The 22,559-nt window shown below is 66.3% G+C and carries 18 protein-coding genes and 2 pseudogenes; 10 read left to right on the top strand and 10 right to left on the bottom strand.

Features of this window, described 5'->3' with window-relative positions; translation table 11 throughout:
• The 7 genes and pseudogenes from Q0938_RS16005 to Q0938_RS15975 all read right to left on the bottom strand — a co-directional run.
• Positions 1–170, bottom strand: a pseudogene (locus Q0938_RS16005) (IS256 family transposase); the annotation flags it as partial.
• A gap of 242 nt (positions 171–412) precedes the next feature.
• Positions 413–1,280 (bottom strand): annotated as a pseudogene (locus tag Q0938_RS16000) (transposase).
• A gap of 627 nt (positions 1,281–1,907) precedes the next feature.
• Positions 1,908–3,872 (bottom strand): DNA topoisomerase IV subunit B, encoded by a 1,965-nt coding sequence (parE, locus tag Q0938_RS15995; protein WP_299364466.1) that lies wholly within the window; start codon positions 3,870–3,872, stop codon positions 1,908–1,910.
• Between the two features lie 126 nt (positions 3,873–3,998).
• Complete coding sequence (locus Q0938_RS15990) at positions 3,999–4,661, bottom strand: glutathione S-transferase family protein (RefSeq protein ID WP_299364463.1); 663 nt, start codon at positions 4,659–4,661, stop codon at positions 3,999–4,001.
• A 67-nt stretch (positions 4,662–4,728) separates the two neighbouring features.
• Entirely contained in the window at positions 4,729–5,178 is a 450-nt protein-coding gene (gene rnhA / locus Q0938_RS15985; protein WP_299364460.1) for a ribonuclease HI, read from the bottom strand.
• A 142-nt stretch (positions 5,179–5,320) separates the two neighbouring features.
• Positions 5,321–6,280, bottom strand: a complete 960-nt coding sequence (gene ispH / locus Q0938_RS15980) for a 4-hydroxy-3-methylbut-2-enyl diphosphate reductase (protein ID WP_299364457.1) — start codon at positions 6,278–6,280, stop codon at positions 5,321–5,323.
• A gap of 111 nt (positions 6,281–6,391) precedes the next feature.
• Positions 6,392–6,961, bottom strand: coding sequence for an NYN domain-containing protein (locus Q0938_RS15975; RefSeq protein ID WP_299364454.1), 570 nt, complete (start codon positions 6,959–6,961; stop codon positions 6,392–6,394).
• Between the two features lie 39 nt (positions 6,962–7,000).
• On the opposite strand from Q0938_RS15975, the gene folK reads away from it, so the two are divergent.
• The 4 genes from folK (at position 7,001) to Q0938_RS15955 (ending at position 10,849) form a co-directional block, all read left to right on the top strand.
• Entirely contained in the window at positions 7,001–7,576 is a 576-nt protein-coding gene (gene folK, locus Q0938_RS15970; protein ID WP_299364451.1) for a 2-amino-4-hydroxy-6-hydroxymethyldihydropteridine diphosphokinase, read from the top strand.
• Positions 7,577–7,646: 70 nt separating this feature from the next.
• Positions 7,647–8,003, top strand: coding sequence for a DNA-directed RNA polymerase subunit omega (rpoZ, locus tag Q0938_RS15965; RefSeq protein ID WP_299364449.1), 357 nt, complete (start codon positions 7,647–7,649; stop codon positions 8,001–8,003).
• A gap of 40 nt (positions 8,004–8,043) precedes the next feature.
• Entirely contained in the window at positions 8,044–10,155 is a 2,112-nt protein-coding gene (locus tag Q0938_RS15960; protein WP_299364472.1) for a bifunctional (p)ppGpp synthetase/guanosine-3',5'-bis(diphosphate) 3'-pyrophosphohydrolase, read from the top strand.
• Positions 10,156–10,228: 73 nt separating this feature from the next.
• Positions 10,229–10,849, top strand: a complete 621-nt coding sequence (locus Q0938_RS15955) for a DUF2062 domain-containing protein (protein WP_299364448.1) — start codon at positions 10,229–10,231, stop codon at positions 10,847–10,849.
• A 33-nt stretch (positions 10,850–10,882) separates the two neighbouring features.
• Here the strand turns inward: Q0938_RS15955 and Q0938_RS15950 are convergent, their stop codons facing one another.
• The 3 genes from Q0938_RS15950 to Q0938_RS15940 all read right to left on the bottom strand — a co-directional run bounded on the left by Q0938_RS15950 (position 10,883) and on the right by Q0938_RS15940 (position 14,374).
• On the bottom strand, positions 10,883–12,190 hold the full coding sequence (locus Q0938_RS15950; protein ID WP_299364445.1) for an FAD-binding oxidoreductase: 1,308 nt from the start codon (positions 12,188–12,190) through the stop codon (positions 10,883–10,885).
• A 48-nt stretch (positions 12,191–12,238) separates the two neighbouring features.
• A complete protein-coding gene (locus Q0938_RS15945) occupies positions 12,239–13,594 on the bottom strand; it encodes a glutamine synthetase family protein (protein ID WP_299364443.1) in 1,356 nt (451 codons plus the stop codon).
• Positions 13,595–13,678: 84 nt separating this feature from the next.
• Positions 13,679–14,374: a type 1 glutamine amidotransferase gene (locus Q0938_RS15940; RefSeq protein ID WP_299364441.1), complete on the bottom strand. Its 696-nt coding sequence runs from the start codon at positions 14,372–14,374 to the stop codon at positions 13,679–13,681.
• Positions 14,375–14,555: 181 nt separating this feature from the next.
• Here Q0938_RS15940 and Q0938_RS15935 point away from each other — a divergent pair, with 181 nt between their 5' ends.
• From Q0938_RS15935 to Q0938_RS15910, 6 genes are all read left to right on the top strand, one after another.
• Entirely contained in the window at positions 14,556–15,677 is a 1,122-nt protein-coding gene (locus Q0938_RS15935) for an aminotransferase class V-fold PLP-dependent enzyme (RefSeq protein ID WP_299364469.1), read from the top strand.
• 317 nt (positions 15,678–15,994) lie between these two features.
• Positions 15,995–17,947: an acetate--CoA ligase gene (acs, locus tag Q0938_RS15930; protein ID WP_299364439.1), complete on the top strand. Its 1,953-nt coding sequence runs from the start codon at positions 15,995–15,997 to the stop codon at positions 17,945–17,947.
• Positions 17,948–18,050: 103 nt separating this feature from the next.
• Complete coding sequence (locus tag Q0938_RS15925) at positions 18,051–18,320, top strand: DUF4212 domain-containing protein (protein WP_299364437.1); 270 nt, start codon at positions 18,051–18,053, stop codon at positions 18,318–18,320.
• 4 nt (positions 18,321–18,324) lie between these two features.
• Complete coding sequence (locus tag Q0938_RS15920) at positions 18,325–20,139, top strand: sodium:solute symporter family protein (RefSeq protein WP_299364434.1); 1,815 nt, start codon at positions 18,325–18,327, stop codon at positions 20,137–20,139.
• 57 nt (positions 20,140–20,196) lie between these two features.
• Positions 20,197–22,011, top strand: a complete 1,815-nt coding sequence (locus Q0938_RS15915) for a DUF294 nucleotidyltransferase-like domain-containing protein (RefSeq protein WP_299364432.1) — start codon at positions 20,197–20,199, stop codon at positions 22,009–22,011.
• Entirely contained in the window at positions 22,008–22,514 is a 507-nt protein-coding gene (locus Q0938_RS15910) for a hypothetical protein (protein ID WP_299364430.1), read from the top strand. Before Q0938_RS15915 ends, Q0938_RS15910 begins: the two co-directional genes overlap by 4 nt.
• The last annotated feature ends 45 nt before the right edge of the window (positions 22,515–22,559 follow it).

Below are 22,559 nucleotides of genomic sequence, written 5' to 3'. Positions count from 1 at the left end.
TTGCGCTGTGTCCGCCGCGCCGGGTCCTTCTCGCCGTAGGCCGCGCCCGTCACGGCGCCGACCTCCAGTTCCATCAGTCGCTCGGCGGCAAAGCCGATCATCTCGCGCAGCAGATCAGTGTCAGGGGCCTCCTCCACGATGTCGCGGAAGTTCATCATGTCGGTGGTCATCGGTGGTCCTCTCGGTCCTGGGTTGGCGTAAGCAACCACACCTAACCGAACATCGCCGGTGACCAACTCTCCCAGAATCTACACCACGCTCAGGGACAGCATCAGTTCAAGAAGCATGAGTCGCTCACCGGTGGGATGCCATGGCTATGGTTCGAGCATTTCTGCACGTATGCGGTCACAAAAGCGGGGGCGAATTCCCTCCGGGGGGAAACCTCCCGTTTTGGCGGGCCCCACCGTAGGACTTACGCGGACATTTTCAGCTTCATTGCGGGGGTTGGCCCGCCGGTCCTCAAGGGTTTCAAGGATGTAGAGGTCCAGCCATTCATGCCGGACCGTGCGATTGTTGTCGATCCGTACGCTCAGGGGCTTGCCGCGCCACGCGATGATGTGGTTAAACGACCGAACGACCCGTTCCGCTGGCAGCGAGAAATGGGCCTCGACGCCAGGCCTTCGCGGTTGAAGTCGTCCAGCACGTTCAAGAGCCGGAACTGTCGGCCTTCGGCCAGGAAATCCATGGACCATACCAGGTTCGGCACGGCAGGCTCGGTCAGCTCTTCGGGCTTCTCCCGCTCCAGCCTTAACCTCGGCCCTGATGCGCAGGTTCAGCTCCAGATCGCAGCGGATCCGATGCACGCGCCTGTGGTTCGAGGCATGCCCCTCTGACGTTGCGCAGGTGTCCGGACGCACAGCCCGAATCCCTGACATTGGTCGACCCGACCAGCAGGTCGGCCATCGTCTCGCTCTCTTCATCGCGCTTCGAGCCGCAGCGAAAACAGGTCTCGCTGACGCCAAGCGCCGGGCAATGCTGGGCCCCCGTTGTCGCCACTGCCTTCGCGGCCAACTCGTGGCGCTGAGCTGGTCGCTCACTTCTTTCAAGCGCCTCCTCGAGTAGATCCGCCTGCATGCTCAGGTCAGCGAACATGCGCCTCAGCCGCCGGTTCTCGCCTTCGAGCGCCTTTGGGCTCACCATCGACGGATCCATGCCGCCATACCTCGCCCGGCATTCGTAGAGGGTCGCCGTGCTGATCCCATGCTCGCGGCACGCCGGCCCGCCGTGGCCTGGCGCAGCACGCCCTTGATCTGCGCGTCGGTGAAACCGCTCTTGTTCATCGGAATCCCTCGTCCAGTGCCGAGAAAAATCTGCGTTACCATCCCTCTGATCTTGGGGAGGATTACCCAACCAGCGCAGCCAGTGGCGGTGGTGCGTTCGCAGCGACAGGAGCGTGGTCGCCCGGACATGCGCCAGTCCGCCGCGCTCGTCGAGAGGACCACCCTGGCTGACGAGGCGTGCCCACATGGCCCTGTCCGCCTCCGGCCAGTTCTCCGGATTGCGCAGATCGGTTATCTGGCCCTTCTCGCCCAGCTGAAATTCTTGGGGGTTCGAGGCCGTCATGACGCCGAACCCGACGGCAGAATTTGCCCTTGACTTTCTGGCGGCCTCCTCGGGCGAACTGTAGTTCGCCTAATCGGGGCCAAGATCCGGTTCCGCCCGCCCGAGCGGACATCCGGCAGGTATGTTCTGTTCGGGTGACCGCTGTGCGCACACGCAGTAATGAAGTTACCAAGCTCAAGCGCAGGTGAGCCCACGCGGCCGCCGTTAGCAACGGTCCAGCAGCCTCCTGCGTGGTGATGTCTTGTTTTCGCATCACTCAAAGGACCGACCATGTCTTGCTTCGCACACGCCTCGATCATCCGGGTCACTCTAGCACGCACGTGCGATGGGATTACCTGATGCAATCAAACATCCAACTCCTCCACGAACCGTGCGTTCTCGCTGATGTACTGGAACCGCAGCTCGGGCTTCTTGCCCATCAGCCGTTCGACCAGATCGCCGGTCTCGCCGCCGTCCTCGTCGTCGATGCTGACCCGGATCAGCTGCCGCGTCGCGGGACTCATCGTGGTTTCCTTAAGATCCTTGGCATCCATCTCGCCAAGGCCCTTGAAGCGCTGGACGTCGATCTTGCCCTTGCCGCCCAGGCCCTTGTGCAGCCACTCTTCCTTCTCTGCGTCGCTCGCGACATAGACCCGTTCGGCGCCCTGCGTCAGGCGGTATAGGGGAGGGCAGGCCAGATACAGATGCCCCTTGTCAATCAGCGGCCGCATCTGGGTGAAGAAGAACGTCATCAGCAGTGAGGCGATGTGCGCGCCGTCCACGTCGGCGTCGGTCATGATGATGATCTTGTCGTACCGCAGGTCGTCGACCCTGAACCGCGTGCCCATGCCAACACCCAGCGCCTGGCAGAGATCGGCGATCTCCTGGTTCTGACCCAGCTTCGACGAGGCCGCGCCGAGCACGTTCAGGATCTTGCCGCGGATCGGCATGATGGCCTGGTTGGTGCGTTCGCGGGCCGACTTGGCGCTGCCGCCCGCCGAGTCGCCTTCGACGATGAACAGTTCGGTGCCATCGCGGGTGGTGCCGGAACAATCCACGAGCTTGCCGGGCAGACGCAGCTTCTTTGTCGCCGATTTGCGTGCAGTTTCCTTTTCCTGGCGCCGGCGCAGCCGTTCGTCGGCCCGCAGCACCAGGAAGTCCAGGATGGCGCCCGCCGACTTGGTGTCGGACGCCAGCCAGTTGTCGAAATGGTCGCGCACCGCGCCCTCGACCAGCCGTGCGGCCTCGGTCGTGGCCAGACGGTCCTTGGTCTGGCCGACGAATTCCGGCTCGGTGATGAAGCACGAGACCAGCGCGCAGCCACCGGTCAGCAGGTCCTCGCGGGTGATGTTCTCGGCCTTGCGGTTTCGGGTCAGCTCGCCATACGCGCGAATGCCTTTCAGGATTGCCGTCCAGAACCCCGCCTCATGCGTTCCGCCCTCGGGGGTCGGGACGGTGTTGCAGTAGGACTGGATGAATCCGTCGCGCGACGGCGTCCAGTGGATGGCCCAGTCGACCTTTCCCGGCACGCCAAAGCGCTCTCGGAACGCCACCGATCCGGAAAAGGGCTGGTCGGCATAGGTCGACACGCCGTGCAACTGTTCGCCGAGATAGTCGGCGAGGCCGCCGGGAAAGTGGAACACCGCCTCGGTGGGCGTCTCGCCATCGTCGATGGCTGATTTCCAGCGGATCTCGACACCGGAATGCAGATAGGCCTTGGACTTGACCATCCGCATCATGCGGGCGGGTTTCAGCCGGTGATGGCCGAAGATCTGTTCGTCGGCGTGAAACAGGACAGTGGTGCCGCGGCGGTTGGGGGCAGGGCCGATCCGTTCCACGGGGCCGTCCGGCACGCCGCGCGAGAATCCCTGCCGCCACAATTCGCGGTTCCGCGCCACCTCGACCACCATGCGGTCGCTGAGCGCGTTGACCACCGAGGCCCCGACGCCGTGCAGGCCGCCCGATGTCTGATAGGCGCCCTCGGTGAACTTGCCGCCCGCGTGCAGGGTGCACAGGATCACTTCCAAGGCCGATTTGCCGGGGAATTTCGGGTGCGGGTCGACGGGGATGCCGCGGCCATTGTCGCGTATGGTGACCGACTGGTCGGCATGCAAATCCACCTCGATCCGGCTGGCGTGTCCGGCGACCACCTCGTCCATGGCGTTGTCGAGGATCTCGGCGACGAGATGATGCAGCGCCCGTTCGTCTGTGCCACCGATATACATGCCGGGACGCTTGCGGACCGGCTCCAGCCCCTCCAGCACCTCGATCGAGGCTGCGGAATAGCTGTCGGGGGCGGAACTCGCCCCGGAAAGTAGGTCGTCGGCCATGCGCTGCTCGTCCGCTTCGTCTTGTTGTTGGCGCGGGTTATCACACGCGGGACGCCCCATCGGCAAGCTTGGTGCCGGTCAGGTCACTTGCCGCCGGCGGCGCTGGCACTGTGGCCGGCCCGCAAATCACTCAGGCTCGGCCTGTCGCGCCTCCCACATCTTCTGAAAGGCGGGGCGGGACTGGCAGGCGGCGAGCCACGCCCGGACGGCCGGGAACTGGTCCATCAGATGCCCGTAGCTCTGCGCATAGCGGACGATTTCGGCCATGTTCAGATCGGCCACCGTGAACCGGTCGCCAACGAGATGGCTGTGGGCGGAAAGACAGCCCTCAAGGACCCTCATGGGGCGGATCAGTCGTTCGGCCGCGTTTGCCACGATCGCCGCATCCTCGCCCGATTGCGCCTGCCCGCGCCCATGGAGGAACAGCAGCGTCAATGCGTCCGGCTCGATCGCCGTGGCCGCGAAGAACGACCATTGCAGCATCAGGGCGTCCTCGGCCTCGTCGGCGGGTCCGACGCCCCCGCGACCGTGCTTGCGGGCCAGATACAGCGTCGCGGCCAGGGATTCCGACAGGATCAGCCCGTCATCGTCGATCACCGGAATGGCGCCGGCGGGGGACAGGGCCAGAAATCCGGCCGAGCGCGTGTTCACCGGCGCGTCCGGGCTGTCGGGATCGGCGACCCGGTAGGCCTGGATGACCGGCTCCTGCCGGAACGGCAGGTCCAGTTCGTGGCACAGCCAGACGATCCGCGATGCGCGGGAACGGGTGACGCCGTGGATAATCAGCATTGACGTGTTTCCTCAAGCGGGCAGGGGACGGGCGCAGCCTAGGCCGGGAAAGGCGAACCGGAAAGCATCACTTGAACGGCGCCATTCCCGTGCGGGCCAGCTCGTCCGCGCGTTCGTTTTCCGGGTGCCCGTTGTGACCCTTGATCCAGGCCCAGGTCACCTTGTGACGCGCCTGCGCCTCGTCCAGACGCTGCCACAGATCGACATTCTTGACTGGCTTGCGGTCGGCGGTCCGCCAGCCATTCGTCTTCCAGCCCTTGATCCAGGTGCTGACGCCGTTCTTTACATAGGCGCTGTCGGTGGTGATGGTGATCGGCGAGGGGCGGCTCAACGCCTCCAGCGCCGCGATCGCGGCCATCAACTCCATCCGGTTGTTGGTCGTGGCGGGCTCGCCGCCGTGCAACTCACGTTCCTTGACGATCCGGTCCCCGTCCAGGGCGCGCATCAGCACGCCCCAGCCGCCAGGCCCGGGATTGCCGCTGCATGCACCGTCTGTCCATGCCCGAAGCTCGGTCATCACACTTCCTTTTCGGCGGGTCTTAGCCGCGCCGACGTCGTGGGGGCAAGCCGATCCGTTCCCGCTGTCGGGCCCACCACCCGGAAACGCAGGATGGTCCCGGAGGATGAAGCCGAAGGTCGCGCCTGCCGGGCCGGCCAGTTCAGGTTTCGGCGGTTTCGCGCAACACGCGCGGGACCTTGAACTCGACGCGCTCCAGCGCCGTTTCCACCACCTCCACCGTGACGTCATAGCGGTCCTGAAAGGCTGCGACGACCTCGTCGACAAGAATTTCGGGCGCACTGGCCCCCGCGGTGATGCCGATTCTGCGGATGCCCTGCAGCGCGCGCCAGTCTATCTCGGAGGCCCGGTTGACCAGCTGCGCATAGCCGCAGCCTGCAGCCCGCCCTACCTCGACCAGCCGTCGCGAGTTGGAACTGTTCGGCGCGCCCACGACCAGCAAGGCATCGATCTGCGGCGCGATGGCCTTGACCGCGGCCTGTCGGTTGGTCGTGGCATAGCAGATGTCGTCCTTGGCCGGACCGACGATGGCGGGAAACCGCGCCTGCAGGGCCGCCACGATCGCGGCCGTGTCATCCACCGACAGCGTGGTCTGCGTGATCCAGGCAAGCCGGCCGGGATCGCGTGGGGTGATCCGTTCCACATCATCGACCGTCTCGACCAGGATCACCTCGCCCGGGGGCAATTGACCCATCGTGCCCAGAACCTCGGGGTGGTTGGCGTGGCCGACCATGACCATCTGCAGGCCGTCAGCGTGATGGCGCTCCGCCTCGACGTGGACCTTGCTGACCAAGGGGCAGGTCGCGTCGACATAGACCATGTTGCGGCGTTCGGCCTCGGCCGGAACCGACTTCGGCACGCCATGTGCGGAAAAGATCACGGGGCGATCAGCCGGGCATTCATCCAGTTCCTCGACGAACACGGCGCCTTGTTCACGCAGGGCATCGACGACGAAGCGGTTGTGCACGATTTCGTGCCGGACATAGACCGGTGCCCCCCACTTCTGCAGGGCCATTTCGACGATCTTCACCGCCCGGTCGACACCCGCGCAGAATCCTCGGGGGGCGGCGAGATACACGGTGAGGGGCGGACGCGATGACATGGCGCAGGGTTACCGCCTTTGCGGCATTTCGTCCAGCACAGGAGGCCAGCACGGTCGTGTGATCCGCCGCACGACCGGGGTCACTGTGCCCGGGAAAATAGCGGTGGGCGGTCAGGTGACAGCCTCGGTCACCGAGGGGGCATCGCGGGACTCACGCGGGGGACGGCCGATGATCTCGCGAAGGGCGTCGAGTTCGATGAAGTTGTCAGCCTGGCGGCGCAGTTCGTCGGCGATCATCGGCGTCTGGCTGCGCATGGTCGACACGACGGATACCCGAACCGCCTGGCGCTGCAGCGCCTCGACCAAGGGGCGGAAATCGCCATCGCCCGAAAACAGCACGGCGTGATCAAGCCGCGGTGCCAGTTCCATCGCGTCGACGGTCAGTTCAATGTCCATGTTGCCCTTGACCTTGCGCCGGCCCGTCGCGTCGGTGAATTCCTTGGCCGGCTTGGTGACCAGGGTGAACCCGTTATAGTTCAGCCAGTCGATCAGGGGGCGGATCGGCGAATACTCCTCGTTGTCGAGCAGCGCGGTGTAGTAGTAGGCGCGGATCAGTTTGCCCCGCCGTTCGAATTCCTGGCGCAACAGCTTGTAGTCGATGTCGAACCCCAGCGATCTCGCGGCTGCATGAAGGTTGGACCCGTCAATGAACAAAGCCAGCCGGTCGTCCTTGTAAAACACGCTGAAACCTTCCCTGGTTTGCAAGCAATTTGGTCTGAAATGTGCCCGGAAACGTTAACGCTCATCGCCCTTGGTGCAAACCTGCCCAGTTCGTCAGGTCGGCCGGCGGACACGGTAAGAGCCGCACTTGCGCGGATGATTGCCGACCCCAGGATGCGCGTGGTGGCAGTCAGCCGGTTCTGGCGAACCCCGGCCCATCCGACTGGCAGCGGACCGGACTACGTCAATGCCTGTGCCGTCCTGCGGACGTCGCTGGCGCCCGAGTTGCTGCTGGCGCTGCTGCACGAGATCGAGGCCGCGCTGGGCCGCGTTCGCGACGGGACCCGATGGGGGGCGCGGGGGATCGACCTCGATCTACTGGCGATGCAGGGCCTCGTGCGGCCTGACGCCGACCTGCAGGCTGCCTGGCGCCGCCTGTCTGTCCCGCACCAGCAGGCCGAGACACCGACAACGCTGATCCTTCCACACCCGCGGCTACAGGACCGGGGCTTCGTGCTGGCACCGCTTGCAGAGATCGCACCCGGATGGACTCATCCGCTGACCGGGCGTAGCGTGAGGCAGATGCTGGCGGATCTGCCACGTGAAGGGCTCGAGGGAATGACGCCGGATGGTTGACATCCGCGCCTGTTCCCCTCACCTATACGTCTTCTTTTCCTCCGTTCCGATTCGCATCGAAAGGTGAACCATGGCCCGCGTGACCGTTGAAGATTGCGTCGACAAGGTCCCGAACCGGTTTGACCTAGTGATGCTCGCCGCCCATCGCGCCCGCGAGATCGCCGCGGGCAGCCCGCTGACCGTCGACCGCGATGACGACAAGAACCCGGTGGTGGCACTGCGCGAGATCGGCGACGAGACGCAGCCGGTGGACGACCTGCGCGAGCGGATGATCGAATCCACCCAGACCCAGATAGAGGTGGACGAGCCGGAAGAGGACGCGATGGCGTTGCTGTTGGGCGCCGAGGTCGACCGGCCCCGACCCGCCAGCGAGGAAAATGAAGAACGCATGCTGCGGATGATGCTGGAGGCCAATAATCGCGGCTGACGGGGCCCTTGGCGGACAGAGTGCGACGACGCAGGATCGGATCGACTGCGACGACCTGATTGCGCTGGTCCGGAACTATAACCCGCGAACCAACGCCGAGCTGATCCGGCAGGCCTGGGATTACGGCCGGCGCATGCACGAGGGTCAGCTGCGCCATTCGGGCGAGCCGTACTTCACCCACCCCGCCGCCGTCGCCGCCATCCTGACCGAGATGCGGCTCGACGATGCCACCATCATCACGGCGCTGCTGCACGACACGATCGAGGATACCCGGTCGACCTGGGCTGACATCGCCACGCTGTTCGGGCGCGAGATCGCGGATCTGGTCGATGGCGTCACCAAGCTGACCAACCTCCAGTTGTCGGGCGCCCACTCCAAGCAGGCCGAGAACTTCCGGAAGCTGTTCATGGCCATGTCGCGGGATCTGCGCGTGATCCTAGTCAAGCTCGCGGACCGGCTGCACAACATGCGCACCATCCGGTCCATGCGCCCCGACCGCCAGGTGCAGAAGGCCCGCGAGACGATGGAGATCTTCGCCCCGCTTGCAGGCCGGATGGGCATGCAGTGGATGCGCGAAGAACTGGAGGATCTGGCGTTCAAGGTCCTGAACCCCGAGGCGCGCAATTCGATCATCCGGCGCTTCGTCACCCTGCAGAAGGAAAACGGCGACGTGATCCCCAAGATCACCGCCGACATCCGCGTGGAACTGGAACAGCAGGGCATCGACGCCGAGGTCTTCGGCCGCGCCAAGAAGCCGTTCAGCGTGTGGCGCAAGATGCAGGAAAAGCAGCTGTCCTTCAGCCGCCTCTCCGACATTTACGGGTTCCGCATCATCACCCGGTCCGAGGCCGACTGCTATCGTGCCCTAGGGTTGATACACAGCCGCTGGCGCGCGGTGCCGGGGCGGTTCAAGGATTACATCAGCCAGCCAAAGTCGAACGGCTACCGGTCCATCCACACGACCGTGTCGGGGCGGGACGGGACCCGGGTCGAGGTGCAGATCCGCACCCGCCAGATGCACGAGGTGGCCGAGGCCGGGGTCGCCGCACACTGGGCCTATCGCGATGGCGAGCGGGCGTGGAACCCCTTTGCGGTCAATCCGGCCGACTGGATCGAGAACCTCACCGAGCGGTTCGGCGAAGCCGATCACGACGAGTTTCTCGAGCATGTGAAGCTCGAGATGTATTCGGACCAGGTCTTCGTCTTCTCGCCCAAGGGGGACGTCATCCAGCTACCGCGGGGCGCCACCCCCATCGATTTCGCCTATGCCATCCACACCCGGCTGGGCAATTCATGCGTGGGCGCCAAGGTCGACGGCATCCGGGTGCCGCTGTGGACCCGGCTGAAGAACGGCCAGTCGGTCGAGGTGATTGCCGCGTCGGGGCAGCGCCCGCAGGCGACCTGGCTGGAAATCGTGGCAACCGGCCGGGCCAAGGCCGCGATCCGGCGCAGCCTGCGCGAACAGGACCGGTCGCGGTTCATTCGCCTGGGGACCGAGCTGACCCGGGCGGCGTTCGAACATGTCAGCCGCAAGATGACGGACAAGGCGCTGCGGACAGCGGCCCGGTCGCTGGCGCTGCCCGACGCCGACGAGTTGCTGGCCCGCGTCGGCAGTGCCGAGCTGAGCGTGTCGCAGGTCATCAATGCGATCTATCCGGAGCTGGCAAAGCCGCAGGACGAAATCGATGAACGCCGCGCGGTGGCGGGCCTGCAGGCGGATCAGGAATTCACCTGTGCCCCCTGCTGCAATCCCCTGCCGGGCGAACGCATCGTCGGGATCACCTATCGTGGCAAGGGCGTCGTCATCCACGCCATCGACTGCGAGGTTCTAGCCGATTTCGAGGATCAGCCGGGGCGATGGGTCGATCTGCACTGGCGTGAGGGGCGGCACCCCGCCACCTATGCCACGCATCTGTCGCTGACGATCCGCCACGACCCGGGGGTGCTGGGGCGGATCTGCTCGCTGATCGGGCAGCAGGGCGCCAACATCGCCGACCTCGAATTCGTGGATCGCAAGCCGGATTTCTACAAGCTGCGGGTTGAAGTCGCATTGCGCGATCGCGAACATCTGCACGCGCTGATGACCGCGCTGGAGGCGGAAAGCGATGTGGCCCAGGTTCTGCGGATCCGGCACCCCGATCGTCGGGTCTGACATCATCCGAACGGAGCAGGTCCTGCCCGGGCGGCCCGAACCTCGGACCTCTGGCTGCAGTGGGTGGTAGGTCGTGTTCAAGCGCAAGCCGCGCAGCTACGGACAGATGGCGTCGGATTTCGTCTGGCCGCGGGGTGGCTGGAGCCGCGCCGCGCAATACGTGATGTATCGCGTGCGCCGGCTGCCGGATCAGCCACAGCGCATCGGTCGCGGGATCGGCGCGGGCACCTTCATCAGCTTTACGCCGTTCTTTGGCGTGCATTTTCTGGGCGCGGCGGCCATCGCCTTCGTGATCCGCGGCAACATCGTGGCGGCGCTGCTGGGCACTTTCGTCGGAAATCCGCTGACCACGCCGCTGATCGCCGTGATCTCCGTCGGGCTCGGGCGATGGATGCTGGGGGTCAACGGCGGCACGACGGCGGGGTCGATCCTGGGCGAATTCACCGCCGCCGGTGGACAGCTTTCGCAGAACATCCTGGCGATCTTTACCGATGCGCCGGTGCAATGGGACCGCCTTTCGGCGTTCTATGACAGCATCTTCCTGCCGTATCTGGTGGGTGGCCTGCTGCCAGGTCTGGTCGCGGCAGTGCTTGCCCATCATGTGACCGTTCCGGTGATCCGCGCCTATCACAAGCGCCGGTCCGCCAAGATGGCAAAGCGGATCGCGCAGTTGCAGGGCCCCCCGCGTAGCTGAGGTCCGGCGGAAGCTGCCGCCGAACGCCCCGGGTCAGACACCCAGCCGGTCGCGCAGCGAATACCAGCTCATCCCCGCCACCAGCAGCGGCCACCGGAACGCGACCCCGCCCGGAAAACTCGGCTGCGGCAGCGCCGCCATGGTGTCGAACCCGTCGGACTGACCCTGCACGGCCTGCGCCATCAGCTTGCCGGCCAGATTGGCCAGCGCGACCCCGTGTCCCGAATACCCGCTGGCCGACAGGCAGTTGGGGGCGGGGCGCGTGAAGACCGGCAGCCGGGTCATGGTGATCGCCAGCGTACCGCCCCAGGCGTGGGTAATCTTCACGTCGTGCAGCTGCGGATAGACCTGCAGCATGGCCCATTTGACCTTGCCGGCGATATCGCGGGGAAACCGGTAGCTGACGTTTTCACCGCCGCCAAAGATTAGCCGGCGCGCGTCGTCCAGCCGCCAGTAGTTGACCACGAAGCGGGTGTCATGGGCGGCGACGTTCTCGCACAGCACGTCGTTGGCGCGCTTACCAAGGGGCTCGGTGGCAATGACAAAGTTGTTGATCGGCATCACCCGTGCAGCGATCCGGTCGTCCAGACCGCCCAGATAGCCGTTCGCAGCCAGAATGACGTGATCGCAGATGACCCGGCCGTGCCCGGCCTGGACGATGCTGGTCCCGCCCGCGCGATCGGCATGGGTGATCCGGTGAACATGGCTCAGCTCATGGATCAGGGCGCCGGCCGCCTCGGCCTGTCGCGCAAGGCCGAGCGTCAGCGCCAGCGGGTCGAGATGTCCGGCGCCGCGATCCACGTCGCCCCCGATATAGGCGTCCGAGCGGACCAGCGCGCGCAGCCCCTCGCGGTCCAGTGGCTGCACCTTGTCGTAGCCGTAGTCGCGGGCCAGTTTTTCGGCGATCGCGTGGGCGTGGCGGACCTCGGACTGGGTCCGCGCCGCGTGGGCGATGCCCGGATGGAACGGGACGTTCGCGGGGGCGGCGAGGTCGCGCGTCAGCGCCTTGGCCTCTTCTGCCATGTCCCACAGCCTTCGGGACGCGATCCGTCCGACCATCCGTTCCAGATCGTCGACCTCCAGCCGCTGGCCCGAGCCGACCTGGCCACCATTGCGCCCGGACGCGCCGAACCCGGCGCGATGGGCCTCCAGCACGATGACGCGGCGACCGACGCGGGCCAGATGCAGGGCCGCCGAAAGGCCGGTGAGCCCGGCGCCCACCACCACCACGTCCGCACGGCTTTCGCCGCGCAGCGCAGGGCGGGCGGTGTCGGTGATACCCTCGGCATACAGGCTGGGCGGAAAGGCCCCGCGCCGGTCATTTGCAAACAGCAGGTCCATGCGCTGTCCTTCCTTCGGGACACGCCGCCGATCTGCGGGCGGTGCCGGTCAGACGTTCAGCAGCAGATGTTCGCGTTCCCACGGGCTGATGACCTGCAGGAATTCCTTGTATTCGTTGCGCTTGACCGACTCGTACACGTCCACGAACTCGGCCCCCAGAACCTCGCGCATCGGCTCGGACGCGGCCATTTCGTCCAGCGCGTCGCCCAGGCTGGTCGGCAATTCGTCGTCGGACATGTAGGCATCGCCCAGACATTCGGCGCGCGGGTTGCGCAGTTCGGTCAGGCCGAGCAGCCCGGTGGCCAGCGAGGCGGCCAGTCCCAGATAGGGGTTGCAGTCCATCCCGGCCAACCGGTTCTCCACCCGCCGCGCCTCCGGGTCGGAGATCGGCACCCGCAGCCCCGTGGTGCGGTTGTCGCGACCCCACTCCAGATTGATCGGCGCCGCAAAGTCGGGGACATAGCGGCGATAACTGTTCACATAGGGGGCCAGCAGGGCCACGGCCGCGGGCAGATGGCTCTGCATGCCCGCAACAAAATGCAGGAAGGCCGGGGTTTCGCGCCCCTGTTCGTCGGAAAAGATGTTCCGGCCGGTGTCGGTTTCCACCACCGAGTGGTGGATGTGCATGGCGCTGCCAGGCTCTCCCTCGATGGGCTTGGCCATGAAGGTGGCAAAGCAGTCGTGGCGCAGCGCCGCCTCGCGGATCAGCCGCTTGAAGTAGAAGATCTGGTCGGCCAGATGCACCGGGTCCCCGTGCGCCAGGTTGATCTCGACCTGACCGGCGCCGCCTTCCTGCAGGATGCCGTCGATCTCGAATCCCTGCGCCTCGGCGAAATCGTAGATGTCGTCGATGACCTTGCCGTACTCGTCCACGGCCGACAGGGAATAGGCCTGTTTGGCCGCGGCGCGACGCCCGGTGCGGCCCATCGGGGGCTGGATCGGCTGGTTCGGGTCGATGTTGCGCGCAACCAGGAAGAATTCCATCTCCGGCGCGACGATGGGTTTCCAGCCGCGCTCGGCATAGAGCTCCACAACCCGCTTCAGCACGTTGCGCGGCGCGATCGGCACCGGCTGTCCCTGTTGGTCCAGCACGTCATGGATCACCTGCAGGGTCAGGTCTGCGGTCCACGGCGCGGCCGCAGTCGTCTCGTAATCCGGCACGCAGACCATGTCGGGCTCGGTAAAGGCCCCGTGCGGATTGTCGGCCCATTCGCCGGTGATGGTCTGCAGGAAGATGCTGTTGGGCAGGTAGAAGCTTTTCTGACGGGCGAACTTCGATGCGGGCATCGCCTTGCCGCGGGCGACCCCGGCGATGTCCGGCACGATGCATTCCACCTCGTCCAGGCGGTGATCGGCGACATAGCGGCGCGCCGCCTCGGGGGAATTGGTCAGCCAGTCTGACATGGTCGTCCTTCCATCAGGAGCGCGCCGGCCGTGCGGCATGGCATAGCCGCTCCGGCCAGTCCACGCGTACCTGCAGGCTGTCCGTCAGGCCGCACTTTGCCCATCCGACCCGCGCGGCTGACGAAAAAAGGCCGCGATCTGTTCTGCCATCGCCACCGGGTCCGCTTCGCCCCGCCGAGCCCGCGCGGACTCCAGCAGGTGAGGGGGCACCAGCGCGCCGCGATGTTCGATCAGACCGTCGATGAACTCGTCCGGGAACTCGGGATGCGGCTGCACGGTGAAGGCGCGGTCGCCATAGACCAGTGCGGCCGCCTGGCAGAATTCGTTCGTGCCGGCGACCTCAGCGCCGGGCGGCAGGTTGACGACCTGATCGCGATGCCAGGCATTCAGCACCATCCTGCGGCCGCCGATCTCGTAATCATGCGGCCCGACGCGCCAGCCGCCCGGATGCTGAACGACCCGGCCGCCGAGCGCCTGCGCGATGATCTGGTGGCCGAAGCAGATGCCGACCATCGGTACGCCGGCTTCGATCGCCTTGCGGATGAAATCCTCCAGCGGCGGAATGAAGGCGTGATCCTCGTAGACGCCGTGCCGCGATCCGGTGATCAGCCAGCCGTCGGCGGCATGCACATCGTCGGGAAACTGCATGGCCTCAACATGATAGCTGTCGAAGACAAAGCCGTATCCGGCCAGCAGCCGTTCGAACATGGTGTCGTAATCGCCCTGGCTGCCGCGCAGCTGTTCGGGCGACTGGCCGCATTTCAGGATGCCGATCCGCATGAATGATCCATGTTGTGCGCAGCAAAGGTAGGCGGGCCCGCGGCAGCCCGCAAGACTGCCGCATATGGCGGCCGTGACGGACGGCTGGCGCTGCGGCCCGGGGGACGGTAGCCTGCCTCGCATGCCAGACCGCGAAAGGACAGCCATGCCCGCCGATCATCCCGCTACGGCCCATGCCACCCTGCCTCGGGTCGAGGTCGACCCTGACGGGCTGCAGGAGTTCTCGGTCGTCTTCACCGACCGCAGCCTCAATCACATGAGCCGCCGGTTCCAGCAGGTGATGCGCGACATCTCGGCGATCTCGCGCGAGGTCTACAACGCGCAGGAGGTCGCGCTGGTCCCGGGCGGCGGCACCTTCGCGATGGAAGCGGTGGCCCGGCAGTTCGCGCGCGACTGCAACGCCCTGATCGTGCGGAATGGCTGGTTCAGCTTCCGCTGGTCGCAGATCCACGCGGCCGGCGGGTTCGCCGGAACCGCCGAGGTTGAAAAGGCCCGCCCCGCGGGCAACGCCCCACGCCCCGCCTATGCCCCGCCCCCGATCGAAACCGTGGTGCAGGAGATCCTGTCGATGCGCCCGGCCGTGGTGTTTGCGCCGCATGTCGAAACCTCGGCCGGCCTGATCCTGCCGGACGACTATATCCGTGCGCTGGCGGATGCCGCGCACGAGGTCGGCGCGCTGCTGGTGCTGGACTGCATCGCATCGGGGGCGATCTGGGTGGACATGCAGGCGACCGGCGTCGACGTCCTGATCTCGGCCCCGCAGAAGGGGTGGAGCGGGTCGCCCGCGGCCGGCATGGTCATGTTCTCGGCCATGGGTGCGGCGCGGCTGGCGGAGACGAACAGCGACAGCTTCGCGCTGGACCTCAAGAAATGGCGCGCCATCATGAAGGCCTATGAGGACGGCGGCCACGCCTATCATGCGACCATGCCCACGGATGCGCTGGTCGTGCTGCGCGATGCGATGATCGAGACGCGCGAGATGGGGTGGGAGGCCGCGCGCGAGGCGCAGTGGCGGCTGGGCGATGCGGTGCGTGCGGCCCTGCGGGAGCGCGGCGTCCGGTCGGTTGCGGCAGACGGGTTCGGGGCGCCCGGCGTCGTGGTCGGCTATACCGACGATCCTGCCATCCAGAATGGCAGCAAGTTCGCCGAACGGGGGGTGCAGATCGCCGCCGGCGTTCCGCTGCAGGTCGATGAGGGCGACGATTTCCGCACCTTCCGGATCGGCCTGTTCGGACTGGACAAGCTGAAGGACGTCGATGGCACCGTGGCGCGGCTGACGGCCGTCCTGGACAAGGTGCTCTGACGACCCGCCAGCGCCGGCGGCGTGATGTCCGGATCGACCTGCGGGTCGCTGCACCAGCCGACTCGCTGGCTGAAGCGACACCGGCACGGCTTCGCGGTCCAAATGCACCGCGGTGCGACCGAAAAATCCTCCGGCCGGCAGAATTACAACAGATCGGTTCCTGGCGCCGGCCGGAGCGGGCGCGGCGCTCAACAGACTTTACCAGTCGCCGCGATCTTTCGTAATCTCTTGACATAAAGAGGCGCTTGGCCCAGCCCCCGTGCAGGGGGGGCGGGTCGCGGTGTCGACCGGTCATGGATTGCAAGGGGGGAATTCGTATGTCCGAAGCTGTTGCCAAGCATCCCATCCCGCAAGGGATGGAAAATGCTCATGTCACGCCTGACCGCTACCATCAGATGTATGCGGAATCAGTGAACGATCCGGACAGCTTCTGGGGTCGTGAAGGCAAGCGGCTGGACTGGATCAAGCCCTATACCACCGTGAAGGACACGGACTTCACGCTCGGCCGTGTCTCCATCAAGTGGTTCGAGGATGGCGTTCTGAATGCCTGCGTGAACTGCGTCGACCGGCATCTGGAGACCCGCGGCGACCAGACCGCCATCATCTGGGAACCCGACGATCCGTCGACGCCCGCCCGGCACATCACCTATCGCGAGCTCAGCGAGAAGGTGAACCGGATGGCCAACGTCCTGCTGAGCCAGGGCGTCATGCGGGGCGACCGGGTCGTGATCTATCTGCCCATGATCCCCGAAGCTGCCTACGCCATGCTGGCCTGCGCCCGGATCGGGGCCGTGCATTCGATCGTGTTCGCCGGGTTCTCGCCCGACGCCCTGGCCAACCGCATCAACGACAGCGGCGCCAAGCTGGTCATCACGGCCGATACCGCGCCGCGGGGCGGCCGCCGCACGGCACTGAAATCGAACACCGACGCGGCCATGCTGCATTGTTCCGACCGGGTGCGGGTGCTGGTCGTCAAGCATACCGGCGACCAGACCACCTGGGTGAACGGACGCGACGTCGACGTGCTGGCACTCATGGATCAGGTCAGCCCGGACTGTCCGCCCCGGCCGATGAACGCCGAGGATCCGCTGTTCATCCTGTACACGTCCGGATCGACCGGGCGACCCAAGGGTGTCGTGCATACGACCGGCGGCTACCTGCTGTTTGCCGCGATGACGCACCAGTACACCTTCGACTATCAGGACGGCGACGTGTTCTGGTGCACCGCGGACGTGGGCTGGGTCACGGGTCACAGCTACATCGTCTATGGCCCGCTGGCGAACGGCGGCATCACGGTGATGTTCGAAGGGGTGCCGACCTATCCCGACGCCGGCCGCTTCTGGGAGGTCTGCGCCAAGCACAAGGTCACGCAGTTCTATACCGCGCCCACGGCGATCCGCTCGCTGATGGGGCAGGGGCCGGAGTGGGTCGAGAAACATGACCTGTCGTCGCTGCGGGTCCTCGGCTCTGTGGGCGAGCCGATCAACCCCGAGGCGTGGTCGTGGTACGACAAGCATGTCGGCAAGGGCAAATGCCCGATCGTCGACACGTTCTGGCAGACCGAGACCGGCGGCCACATGGTCACCTCGCTGCCCTATGCGATCGAAACCAAGCCGGGGGCGGCCACGCTGCCGTTCTTCGGGGTGAAGCCGGCGGTTCTGGACGCGGCGACCGGCCAGGTGCAGGAGGGCAACCCGGCCGAAGGCGTGCTGTGCATCTCGGACAGCTGGCCGGGTCAGATGCGGACCCTGTGGGGCGACCACCAGCGGTTCGAGGAGGCGTATTTCCAGCAGTACCCCGGGTACTATTTCACCGGCGACGGCTGCCGCCGGGACGAGGACGGCTATTACTGGATCACCGGCCGGGTCGACGACGTGATCAACGTCAGCGGTCACCGGATGGGCACCGCCGAGGTCGAATCCGCCCTGGTCGCCCATCCGAAGGTGGCCGAGGCGGCGGTGGTGGGATACCCGCACGACCTGAAGGGGCAGGGCATCTATGCCTATGTCACGCTGATGAACGGGATCGACCCCAGCCCCGAGCTGCGCAAGGAGCTGGAAGGCTGGGTCCGGACCGAGATCGGGCCGATCGCCAAGCCCGACCTGATCCAGTGGGCCCCCGGGCTGCCCAAGACCCGGTCCGGCAAGATCATGCGGCGCATCCTGCGCAAGATCGCTGAAAACGATTTCGGCAGCCTGGGCGACACCTCGACCCTGGCCGAGCCGGCGGTGGTGGACGATCTGATCGAGAACCGCATGAACCGGGTCTGACCGCAGGACCGGCCCCCGGGCCGGTCCGAACCGACCTGCCGCAACGCCGCAGCGGCAGATCCGACCAAGCGCGGCGGAGATAACGGACCGAGGGAGACTGATTTTGAGCGATCTGCGCACCGACCGCACGAGGAGCGACGCCTATTGGCGCGCCAATCTGCGCATCATCTACATCTGCTTGGCGATCTGGGCACTCGTGTCGTTCGGATTCGGCATCCTGTTCCGGCCGCTGCTGTCGGGGATCCCCGTCGGCGGGACGGATCTGGGGTTCTGGTTCGCCCAGCAGGGGTCCATCCTCGTCTTCATCGCGCTGATTGCGTGGTACGCCATCACCATGAACCGGCTGGACCGGGAACACGGCGTGGAGGAATAGGCGCATGGACCAGTATACGCTCAACCTGATCGTCATCGGCCTGTCCTTCGCGCTGTATATCGGGATCGCGATCTACGCGCGGGCCGGATCGACGGCCGAATTCTATGCCGCGAACCGGGGGGTTCACCCGGTCCTGAACGGCATGGCGACCGGCGCCGACTGGATGTCGGCCGCGTCCTTCATCTCGATGGCCGGCCTGATCGCCTTTACCGGCTATGACAACTCGACCTACCTGATGGGCTGGACCGGCGGCTACGTCCTGCTGGCGCTGCTGCTCGCCCCCTATCTTCGCAAGTTCGGCAAGTTCACGGTCCCGGACTTCCTGGGCGACCGATTCTATTCCAACAAAGCCCGCGTCGTGGGCGTGATCTGCCTGATCACCATCTCGACCACCTACGTGATCGGACAGATGACCGGCGTGGGCGTGACCTTCTCGCGCTATCTCGAGGTGTCGAACGCGACCGGCCTGTGGATCGGCGCGGCGCTGGTCTTCATGTACGCCGTGCTCGGCGGCATGAAGGGCATCACCTACACCCAGGTGGCCCAGTATGTCGTGCTGATCGTCGCCTACACCATCCCGGCGATCTTCATCTCGCTGGCGCTGACCGGCAACTTCCTGCCGCAGCTGGGCCTGTTCGGCACCCACGATCCGTCGGGGGCGAAGTTCCTGGCCAAGCTGGACCAGGTCGTGACCGACCTGGGCTTCAACTCCTACACCGGGCACCACACCGGTACGTTGAACATGTTGCTGTTCACCCTGTCGCTGATGATCGGCACCGCCGGTCTGCCGCACGTGATCATCCGGTTCTTCACCGTGCCGCGCGTCGCCGACGCCCGCGCCTCGGCCGGGTGGGCGCTGGTGTTCATCGCGCTGCTGTATACCGTGGCCCCTGCCGTCGGTTCCATGGCGCGCCTGAACCTGACCACCACCATGTGGCCCGGCGCGGTCGCGGGCGAGACCTTCTCGCAGCCCGCGGTTTCGCTTGCTGACATCGAGAGCAGCCCCGACCTGCAGTGGATGCGGACCTGGGAAAAGACCGGCCTGCTGGGCTGGGAGGACAAGAATGGCGACGGTCTGATCCAGTACTACAACGACGCCGCTGCCGCACCGCCTGAGGGACTGGGCACGGCCGTGGCCGAGCAGAACCTGCAGGGCAACGAACTGACCACCGTCAACAACGACATCATGGTTCTGGCCAACCCGGAAATCGCCAACCTGCCGGGCTGGGTCATCGCCGTCGTCGCCGCCGGTGCACTGGCCGCGGCGCTTTCGACCGCGGCAGGTCTGCTGCTGGCGATCAGTTCGGCCATATCGCACGATCTGATCAAGGGGTCGATCAGGCCGAACATCTCGGAACGGGGCGAATTGCTGGCCGCCCGTGTGTCGATGGGGATCGCCATTCTCATCGCCACGATCCTCGGCCTCAATCCTCCCGGGTTTGCGGCGCAGACGGTGGCGCTGGCCTTCGGGCTCGCGGCGGCCACGATCTTCCCGGCGCTGATGATGGGCATCTTCTCGAAGCGCATCAACTCGCAGGGGGCCATCTGGGGCATGATCGCCGGGCTTCTGTTCACGGCGATCTACATCTTCCTCTACAAGGGCTGGTTCTTCATCGCAGGGACCAACACGTTCGAGGATACGCCCGCGAACTGGATGTTCGGCATCTCGCCTGCCTCGATCGGCTCTGTCGGTGCGATCCTGAACTTCCTTGTGGCCTGGCTGATTTCCCGGGCGACGGACGAACCGCCGGTCCACGTGCAGGACCTGGTCGAATCGATCCGCATTCCGCAGGGCGCCGGCGGGGCGACCGCCCACTGACCTGCCCCGTGGCCGCGCCCCGATCGGGGCGCGGCCTTTCATTTCCGAGGCGCAACGATGACCGATACCGACGAGACGTTGCGCTTCATCTCCACGCTGCACCCCTACAACACGCTGCCGCATGACGAACTCGCCCGGGTCGCCGGGTTCTTTGCGCGCCAGTCGGTGACGGCCGGCACCGCGGTCTATCATGCCGGCCAGCCGCTCGACGGCCTGTATCTGGTCGACAGCGGCACGGTCGAGATCACGGATACCGAAGGCGAGATCGTGTCGCAGCTGAGCCGCGGCAACAGCTTTGGCGAGCGTGGCCTGCTGCGCGATGGACTGGCCGCGACGAACGCCCGGGTGATCGACGACGGCACCCTGCTGATGCTGCCCAAGGGCGCCCTCACCCAGCTGATCCGCCAGTCGCCCGCGTTTGCACGGTTCTTCGATCGAGGACGGCGGTCGGACCTGGCGCCGTCGGCAGTCGCTGCCGCCAGGGTCGCGGACTTCCTGACACGCGAACCGCTCTTCTGTTCACCCGAGACCCCGATCATCGAGGCCGCGCGGATGATGCGTGACGCGCATGTCAGTTCGATCGGCGTCGTCCGCGACGATCGCCTGGTGGGCATCGTCACGGTCCGGGACATGTCGAACCGGGTCGTGGCCGAGGGGCAGGATGGGGGCGAGCCGGTGTCGCTGGTAATGACAGGCGATCCGCACACGCTGGACCCCGACGCGCTGGGCGCGGATGTCCTGTCCGCGATGGTGGAACGCCGGATCGGGCACCTGCCGGTGGTCGCCAGGGGCCGGTTCGCCGGCATGGTGACCCAGACCGACCTGATGCGGGTTCAGGCGGTGTCGGCTTCGGTGCTGGTGCACGACATCATGGCGGCCGATACGGCGGACCAGATTGCGGTGGTCACCGCGCGGATTCCCGACCTGCTCGCCAGCCTCGTCGGCGCGCATCTGCGCCACGAGGTGGTCACCCGCATGGTCACCGACGTGGCCGACGCGGCCACGCGACGGCTTATTCACCTGACCGAAGGAGAGCTTGGGCCGGCACCGACAGCCTGGTGCTGGGCCGCCTGCGGCAGCCAGGGCCGGCAGGAACAGACCGGCATTTCGGACCAGGACAACTGCCTGATCATGGCGGACGACGCGGCGGCCGACGACCCGTGGTTCGCGGAACTGGCCCGCCGCGTCACTGCGGGGCTGGACCGCAGCGGCTATATGTTCTGTCCCGGCGACATGATGGCATCGAACGCCCGCTGGCGGCAGCCGCTGCGGACCTGGCGCCGCTATTTCCGCGGCTGGATCGACACCCCGGACCCGCAGGCACAGATGCTGGCCAGCGTCATGTTCGACCTGCGCGCGATCGCGGGCGACGGCGCATTGCTCGACACGCTGAAGGACGAGACGCTGGAACATGCGGCGCGGGACCAGATCTTCGTCGCGCACATGATCTCGAACTCGCTGAAGCACCGGCCTCCGTTGGGCCTGATTGGCGGCTTGGCGACGATCCGGTCGGGCGAACACCGTCACCAGTTGGACATGAAGATGAACGGGGTGGTGCCGGTTGTCGATCTGGGCCGCATCTACGCGCTGCGGGGCCGGATCGGCGCGGTCAATACCCGGTCGCGGCTGCTGGCCGCGCAGCAGGATGGCGTGGTATCGACCAGCGGCGGCGACGACCTGATCGCCGCCTATGACCTGATCCAGACCGAACGGCTGGATCATCAGGCCCGTCAGGTCCGGCGCGGGCACAAGCCCGACAATTTCCTGTCCCCCTCGGACCTGCCGGACTTCCGGCGCAGCCACCTGCGCGATGCCTTCGTCGTGGTGCGCACGATGCAGTCTGCGGCGAGCGGGCGAGGCGTCCTGGCGTGAACACGATGGCCAGCCAGATCCTGGGAATTTTCGCCGTGGCGATCATGGCGGCCGCGATCACCTATGCCGGCGGGCACATGGCCCGCCGCATGGGCCGGCCGTGGCCCCGCGCGGTCATGCCGTTCACGATCGCCGCCGCGATGGTCGGGTTCACCATTTGGAACGACTATGCATGGTTCCCGCGTCTGCAGGCGCAGCTGCCCGACACGGTGGAGGTGCTGGGGACCGGCACCGGGCTGAAGGGGATGCGGCCCTGGACCTTCGTGGTTCCCGTCACCACCCGCTTCACCGCGATGGATCGCGCGGAGGTGGGCCGACGCGGCGAAACCGCGACGGGCAGCGTCCTGCTGGTCGAGCGGGGGCAGATGACCCGGCTCGTGCGGATGGAATTCGACTGTGCCGCGGGCCGGCAGCGCCCGCTCACGGCGGATGGCAGTGCTGCCGCCTGGAGCACCGCGGGGGAGGATGATCCGGCCTATCGGGTCGCGTGCGGCGGCGGCTGACCGGCGTCGCCTGCGCAGGTCCTGGAGGGTGCCGGCAAGACGAGA

Source organism: uncultured Paracoccus sp. (assembly GCF_947496875.1).
Taxonomy (GTDB): Bacteria; Pseudomonadota; Alphaproteobacteria; order Rhodobacterales; family Rhodobacteraceae; genus Paracoccus.
Note: the sequence above shows the minus strand (reverse complement) of the source record. Positions and strands in the feature narration are given on the sequence as shown.

What these genes read in the sequence shown, in the direction of transcription:
- parE (WP_299364466.1), bottom strand. Translation starts at nt 3,872, where the DNA reads ATGGCCGACGACCTACTTTCCGGGGCGAGTTCCGCCCCCGACAGCTAT.
- Q0938_RS15990 (WP_299364463.1), bottom strand. Translation starts at nt 4,661, where the DNA reads ATGCTGATTATCCACGGCGTCACCCGTTCCCGCGCATCGCGGATCGTC.
- rnhA (WP_299364460.1), bottom strand. Translation starts at nt 5,178, where the DNA reads ATGACCGAGCTTCGGGCATGGACAGACGGTGCATGCAGCGGCAATCCC.
- ispH (WP_299364457.1), bottom strand. Translation starts at nt 6,280, where the DNA reads ATGTCATCGCGTCCGCCCCTCACCGTGTATCTCGCCGCCCCCCGAGGA.
- folK (WP_299364451.1), top strand. Translation starts at nt 7,001, where the DNA reads ATGTGCCCGGAAACGTTAACGCTCATCGCCCTTGGTGCAAACCTGCCC.
- rpoZ (WP_299364449.1), top strand. Translation starts at nt 7,647, where the DNA reads ATGGCCCGCGTGACCGTTGAAGATTGCGTCGACAAGGTCCCGAACCGG.
- Q0938_RS15950 (WP_299364445.1), bottom strand. Translation starts at nt 12,190, where the DNA reads ATGGACCTGCTGTTTGCAAATGACCGGCGCGGGGCCTTTCCGCCCAGC.
- Q0938_RS15945 (WP_299364443.1), bottom strand. Translation starts at nt 13,594, where the DNA reads ATGTCAGACTGGCTGACCAATTCCCCCGAGGCGGCGCGCCGCTATGTC.
- Q0938_RS15940 (WP_299364441.1), bottom strand. Translation starts at nt 14,374, where the DNA reads ATGCGGATCGGCATCCTGAAATGCGGCCAGTCGCCCGAACAGCTGCGC.
- acs (WP_299364439.1), top strand. Translation starts at nt 15,995, where the DNA reads ATGTCCGAAGCTGTTGCCAAGCATCCCATCCCGCAAGGGATGGAAAAT.
- Q0938_RS15920 (WP_299364434.1), top strand. Translation starts at nt 18,325, where the DNA reads ATGGACCAGTATACGCTCAACCTGATCGTCATCGGCCTGTCCTTCGCG.
- Q0938_RS15915 (WP_299364432.1), top strand. Translation starts at nt 20,197, where the DNA reads ATGACCGATACCGACGAGACGTTGCGCTTCATCTCCACGCTGCACCCC.